The sequence below is a fragment of the Streptomyces sp. TRM64462 genome (genome assembly GCF_013362995.1).
GTDB lineage: Bacteria > Actinomycetota > Actinomycetes > Streptomycetales > Streptomycetaceae > Streptomyces.
This window is the reverse complement of the sequence record NZ_JABWDV010000306.1, coordinates 1-6284: the sequence shown is the minus strand read 5'-3', so window position 1 is coordinate 6284 and position 6284 is coordinate 1. Positions and strand designations below refer to the sequence as shown.

At 72.3% G+C, this 6284-nt stretch carries 6 protein-coding genes; 4 read left to right on the top strand and 2 right to left on the bottom strand.

All coding sequences use genetic code 11. The features are described 5' to 3' along the window. A partial coding sequence (locus HTZ82_RS14920) for a TrkA family potassium uptake protein (RefSeq protein ID WP_217624181.1) occupies positions 1-630 on the top strand: 630 nt, incomplete at its 5' end. Positions 631-732: 102 nt separating this feature from the next. Continuing rightward, the gene (locus HTZ82_RS14915) at positions 733-1539 is read left to right on the top strand and encodes a VOC family protein (RefSeq protein WP_175409861.1); all 807 of its coding nucleotides are present in this window, start codon (positions 733-735) and stop codon (positions 1537-1539) included. Between the two features lie 55 nt (positions 1540-1594). On the opposite strand, the gene HTZ82_RS14910 is transcribed toward HTZ82_RS14915, so the two are convergent. Continuing rightward, positions 1595-1894, bottom strand: coding sequence for a hypothetical protein (locus HTZ82_RS14910; protein WP_175409860.1), 300 nt, complete (start codon positions 1892-1894; stop codon positions 1595-1597). 149 nt (positions 1895-2043) lie between these two features. Here HTZ82_RS14910 and HTZ82_RS14905 point away from each other — a divergent pair, with 149 nt between their 5' ends. Together HTZ82_RS14905 and HTZ82_RS14900 are read left to right on the top strand one after the other, a co-directional pair. Continuing rightward, complete coding sequence (locus tag HTZ82_RS14905) at positions 2044-2739, top strand: ester cyclase (protein WP_175409859.1); 696 nt, start codon at positions 2044-2046, stop codon at positions 2737-2739. 217 nt (positions 2740-2956) lie between these two features. Then, positions 2957-3415, top strand: coding sequence for a hypothetical protein (locus HTZ82_RS14900; protein ID WP_175409858.1), 459 nt, complete (start codon positions 2957-2959; stop codon positions 3413-3415). A gap of 100 nt (positions 3416-3515) precedes the next feature. Here HTZ82_RS14900 and HTZ82_RS14895 read toward each other — a convergent pair. Beyond that, positions 3516-6284 (bottom strand): beta-L-arabinofuranosidase domain-containing protein (locus HTZ82_RS14895; protein WP_254711871.1); only part of this gene is annotated, 2769 nt, incomplete at its 5' end.

Sequence of the window (6284 nt, the reverse complement as noted above, 5' to 3'; positions counted from 1 at the left end):
ATCGGCCTGGGCCGGTTCGGCAGCTCGCTGGCGCACGAGCTGACCCGGCGCGGCTGGGACGTGCTCGGCATCGACACCAGCGCGCAGCTCGTCCAGAAGGTCAGCGACGTCCTCACCCACTCGGCCGTCGCGGACTGCACCGACCCGGAGGTGCTGGAGCAGCTCGGCGTCCACGACTTCACCAGCGCGGTCGTCGGCATCGGTACGGACATCGAGGCGAGCATCCTCATCGCCTCCAACCTGCTGGAGGCGGGCGTGCCGAACATCTGGGCCAAGGCCATCAGCCGCCAGCACGGGCAGATCCTCGAACGCCTCGGCGTCCACCACGTCGTCCTGCCCGAGCACGACATGGGCGAGCGCGTCGCCCACCTCGTCACCGGGCGGATGCTCGACTTCATCCAGTTCGACGACGACTACGCCCTGGTCAAGACCGTCGCCCCGGAGATCGCGACGGGCGTCCCGCTCGGGGAGAGCGCCGTCCGCAGCACGTACGGGGTCACGGTCGTCGGCATCAAGCGGCCGGGGCAGGACTTCACGCACGCCACCGCCGAGACCGTGATCGAGAAGGGCGACGTCATCATCGTCACCGGCAAGACCAGTGCCGTGGAGAGCTTCGCCGAGCTGAGCTAGACACGACGCGGCCCGCCTCCGTTCGACGCGCGCCGCCCCACACCCGTCGTTAACGTGGCAAACCGGACCAACGAACCGTTCCTGACTTGTAAGGGGATCGTCATGGCCGGACTGCCCGAGGGCACGCCCTGCTGGGTGGACGCGATGTTCACCGACCTCGAAGGCGCCAAGCGCTTCTACGGCGACGTGCTCGGCTGGACCTTCGGCGAGGCGGCGACCGAGTACGGCAACTACACGCAGGCCTACGCCGACGGCAAGGCGGTCGCCGCCGTCGTACCGCCCATGCCCGGCCAGGAGGGCGAGGAGCCGCAGTCCGCGTGGTGCCTGTACTTCGCGTCGCCGGACGTCGAGGCCACCGCGCGCAAGGTGCGGGACAGCGGCGGACAGCTCCTGATGGAGCCCATGCGGGTGGGGGACTTCGGGTCCATGCTGCTCGCCCGCGAGCCGAGCGGCACCGTCTTCGGCGTCTGGCAGGCCGGCGCCCACGAGGGCTTCGAGGCGCGGGCGGTGCCCGGCGCGTACTGCTGGGCCGAGGTGTACACGCGGGACGCGGACAAGGCGGACGCGTTCTTCCGCGAGGTCTTCTCGTTCGGCGCCAAGAAGATGGCGGACGCGCCCATCGACTTCAAGATCTTCGACCTCGGGGCAGAGCCGGTGCTCGGCCGGATGAAGATGGACGAGAACTTCCCGCCCGACATGCCCCCGTACATCAACGTGTACTTCACCGTGGCCGACTGCGACGCGGCGATCACCCGGGCCACCGACCGCGGCGCGAAGCTGCTCTTCGGGCCGATGGACAGCCCGTTCGGGCGGTTCGCCGCGCTGATCGACCCGCAGGGCGCACCGTTCTCGCTGATCGACGTGACGCGGACCGAGGGCGAGATGCCCGCCATGACCGACGAGCCCTGACGACGCCGCGCCGTGCGGACGGCCCTGTCCCCGGGCGCGGGGGCAGGGCCGTCTGTCATGACTCCAGGTGGGCCATCCCCACCTCGTACCTCTCCACCGAGACGACCGTCATCGCGTCGCGCTCCGCGCTCTCCCTGCGGATCGCGTCGGCCCGCTCCTCGCTGGCCCGCATGGCCTCCTCGTCCTCCCAGAGGGTGAGCGTCAGGGCCTTCCCGCGCTCGCGGTCGATCAGGTAGTAGACACCCTGGAAACCGGGGATCTGCCGGGCCTGGTCGAGGGCGGCCTGGTTGGTCGCCGCAACGTTTCTGTCGGCGGGGACGGGGGTGCCCTCGTAGGTGGTCAGTCGTGCGTACATGGCGTGCTTCCTTGGCTTCCTTGGCTTCCTTGGCTTCCCTTGGCTGTTTGCGCAGGTGGTCGGCGCGCATCTTTACCTCAGGACATATGCCACAAAACAGGCTTACGGTAAAAGCATCCGAACCCTCCGACTCACGGGAGGCGGGCGCCATGACGTTCGTCCAGGTCATCGACTGCCGCACGCAGCGGGTCGATGAGCTCAACCGACTGATGGACAGCTGGGTCGAAGCGACTCAGGGGAAGCGGACGGCCACCCACTCGATCGTCGCGAAGGACCGCTCCGACTCCGCGCACGTCGTGGAGATCGTCGAGTTCCCTTCGTACGAGGAGGCGATGAAGAACTCGAACCTTCCCGAGACCGACCGGATCTACCGGGAGATGGTGGCCCTCTGCGAGGGTGAGCCGTCGTTCACCGACCTCGACGTGGTCCGCGACGAGCAGCTGAACAAGGCGCTGGTGCGCCAGTTCTGCGAGACGCTCGCCAACAAGGGGGACATGGACGCGGCGTACCGGCTGTGTACCGACGACTACATCGAGCACGATCCGTCGCTGTCCTCGTACGATCTGTCGGCCTCGCAGGTCAAGCGGGAGAACCAGGAGATCCTGACCGCTTTCCAGCCGACCATGCGCATCGAAAGCCTGTGCGCCGAGGGCGACCAGGTGTGTGTGCGGTTCAGCTACGGCGGCCGGCACGTGGGGGCGTACCAGGGCATCGAGCCGACGAACCGGGATGTCTCGGGCACCGGCCAGGCGACCTTCCGCTGTGAAGGCGGCAAGATCGCCGAGAGCTGGTGGAACACCGACGACCTCGGGCTGATGCGCCAGCTGGGCGTGATCGAAGGCTGACGGCCCGAGCGAGCCGCCCGGCGGCCGCACGCGGCGGCGGCCCGGGCGCGACGGCACCCCGGCCGCGCCGGGGCGGTACGGCGCGACGCCGACCGCACCCGCACGGCCGGGGTGACCGGCAGGCGGGTGAGGCGTCGCGGCAAGGCGGCGGAGACGGCCCCGGTTTTGGGCGCCGCGTCGGTACATTCCGGCGCGAAGCCGAAAAGGAGGGCCGGACATGGTACGAAGCGGAATGCGGGCGCGCCCCCGCGGGAACACGGTGGTGGCGCTCGCCGTGCTGTGCGCCGTCGCGGGCATCGGGGCGGCCGCCCCCGTCCCGGGCAGCGTACGGATCGAGAGCGCGGCGGCGGGCCCGACCGGGCGCACGGCCGCCGTGACGTACACGTATCTGTGCGAACCGGAGCAGGAGGCGGCCTCCTTCGCGGTCCGGCTCAGCGCCCCGGCCACCGGTGCCGTCTCGGGCGTCACGCACGTCCGCGAGCCCCAGGTGTGCGACGGCCGCCGCCACACCCGCACCGACATGGTCGCCGCCGACCCCGCCGCACCGGACTTCCGGCCGGGCGACAGCGTCGTGGCGCGGGTACTGATGACCGTGGCCGGCAGCGGGGTCGCCGCCGCCGAGCTCACGTCGTCCAACGCGACGGCGAGCGCGTCACGCGCGATGGTCCTGGACTGAGCGGCCACGGCATGACGCTCGACCAGTTGACGGCGGCATGACGCTCGTTCAGTTGGCCGCGGCGTGACGTACGTTCAGTCTGCCGTGGCCTGAAGCTCGTTCAGCTGTACGAGCCCTGCCCCGCCGCCGTCACCGCGCGGTCCGCGTCCCGCGCCGTCAGCAGCCCCTCGTCCGCCCACGCCCGCGCCACGGAATCGACGTGCCGGACGAGGGCGCCCTTGCCGGGGAAGGGCGCGGCCGCCCAGACGGCGTCGAGGAACGTCGTGCCGTCGAGCCGCGCCGGGTTGGCGACGCCCGCGTCGACGCCGCCGAAGACCACGCGGGGCTCGGCGCGGCGCACGTACACATGCGACGGGTCCTCGGTGCCCTCGTGGAACGGCGCGAACTCGACGCCGGCCGCGCCGGCCGCGCCGTCCGCGCCGTTCAGCAGGAAGTGCAGGGGCTTGCCCGGCACGGGCGTGAGCCCCGGGGCCAGGTCGCCGGACAGGGCGGCGCCCGGGTACAGCGTGACCGGCAGGAACGTGCGGCGCGGGTCCCGGGCGACCAGGTTCACCGGGCCGTACAGCAGGGCCTGGAGCGACGGGTCGTCCGGCGTGCCCTCGGCGCGCAGCCGGAACGGCACCGCCACGCGCACGGTGTCCCCCGGGCGCCAGGTCCGGGCCACGGTGACGTAGCTGCCGGGCGCCGCCGTGACCGGCACCCGCCGGCCGTTCACCGTGACACGGAACCCGTCCGCCGCCGGGGACGCCCAGGACGGGACCCGCAGGCGCAGGGCGAACTCCGCCGTCGCGCCGCCGAACACGAGCGTCGAGCCCTGCTCGAACGGGAAGTCCGTCGTCTGCGTGACCGTCACGCCCCGGGCTGCCCACGTCAGCGTGGACGCGCTGTAGAGGTTCACGTACAGCTCGGAGCCGTCCGCCGCCGCGAAGTACACGGAGTCCTGGTACTTGGTGGCGCTCTCCATGCCCGTGCCCTCGCAGCAGGTGGTGCCCGCCTTCGGCGTGTAGTCCCGCACATGGCCGGGCAACAGCCCGATGAAGTACGTGACCAAGGGCTTCTCGGCGTCGGCCTTGTCCTGCTTGGAGCCGAGCACCTGGTTGAACAGCGCCCGCTCGTAGTAGTCCATGTACGCCGGGTCCCGGTCGTGCAGGAACAACGCGCGGCTCAGCTTGAGCAGGTTGTACGCGCAGCACGTCTCGGCGTTCGCGTCGCTGAGCGTGCCCGCGACCGACCCGGCGGCCTTCCAGAACTCGCCGGTGCTGGTGCCGCCGATCGCGTACATCCGGGGCGGGATCACCATGCGCCAGAAGGCGCGGGCGGCGGTGAGGTACCGCTGTTCGCCGGTCTCCTCGTACAGCCTGACCAGGCCCGTGAAGATCGGGATGTGCTGGTTGGCGTGCAGCCCGTCGAGGACGTCCTGTCCGGCGGCGCACGCGTCGATGAGCCGGTCGAGGTCGAAGAGGCGGGCGAGCGCGAGGTGTTCGGGGCGGCCGGTGCGGGCGTGCAGATCGCAGACGGCCTCGACGATGCCGCCGAACTCGCCGCTGGAGAAGAGCCCCCACATCCGCTGGAGGGTGCTCGCGGGCAGCCGGGACAGGCGCGCGTGCATCCAGTCGCCCATGCCGGATGCCAGGTCGAGGGCGCGGGCGTCGCCGGTGGCGCGGTGCGCGTCGAGCAGCCCACGCAGGATCTTGTGGGCGGTGTAGTACGGGGCCCAGACCCGCGTGTAGTCGCTGCCCGTCATCGACTCCAGCGCGATGAACTGGGTCTCCGGGTACGCGGCCAGGAACCCGGGGTGGCTCGGCCCGCCCCAGGTGCGGCGCAGCGTGGCGTGCTGCCCGCGCCCCGAGCCGTCCGCGAAGGTGCCGCCGGCCGTCTCGTCGAAGCGGTACGAGGCGAGGTCGCCCCGGCCGCCCGTGGTGCCGGTGCCGTGCAGTTCCGCGACCTCGGCGGCGGTCAGGGCCCGGGACCAGAGGTCCACGGCGTCGACGGCGCCCGCGAACAGGGGGTCGGCGCCGAAGTGCGAGCGGCCGATCCAGTGGTCGCGCAGCGCGCCGAGGGCCGCCGGGGTGAGGGTCATGGCGGTGTTGCGGGCGACTTCGGCGCCGTCGACGTACAGGACGCCGGTGGCGCCGTCGAGGGTGACGGTGAGGTGGCTCCACCGGTGGAGGGGCAGCGGTGCGGTGCCGTCGATGCCCTGCTCGCGCCCGGGCCCGCCGGTGGTGAGGGCGAAGCGGGGCGCGCCGCGGGAGTTGCGGACGGCCAGGTAGAGGTAGCGGGTGGTGTCGTCGCCGAAGTCCGCGACCCGGGCCCAGTTCGCGTCGTGCGCGGGCTTCACCCAGGCGGAGAGGGTGAGCGCGGCGGGCAGGGGGTCTCCGAGGACGGTGGGCGGGAGGTCGGCGTACTGGTACGAGCCCCGGAGCAGCTCGGCCGCCCGGGTCCCGGCGGTGCGGCCGGGGACGCTCAGGACCCGCGGGTCCCGGCGCAGGGCGGCCCGTACCTGGGTGAGGGCGGTCACTATGCGGTCGGTCTTCTCGCGGAACACGTCCTCGCCGGTGCCGGCGTACGCCTGGGCGAGCATGGTGAGGAAGTGCCCGGTGTAGTGGCCGCGCAGATTGCCGTTGGCCTCGCCGTCCAGGCCCTCCCAGCCGCCCGGCGCGACGGCGCCGAGCGTGGGGAGTCCGGCGTTCGCGCGGAAGACCTGGAGGAGGCGGTCGACGTCGTAGCCGCGGGCGTAGTCGAGCATGAGGGCGCGCTTGGCGGCGAAGACGCCCCGGTCGCCGAGGGCCACGTCCTGGAGCGCGAAGGCGCGCAGGGCCGCGGGCGCGGCGGGCGCGGCGGGTGCGGCTGGTGCGGCGGGGGGAGCGGC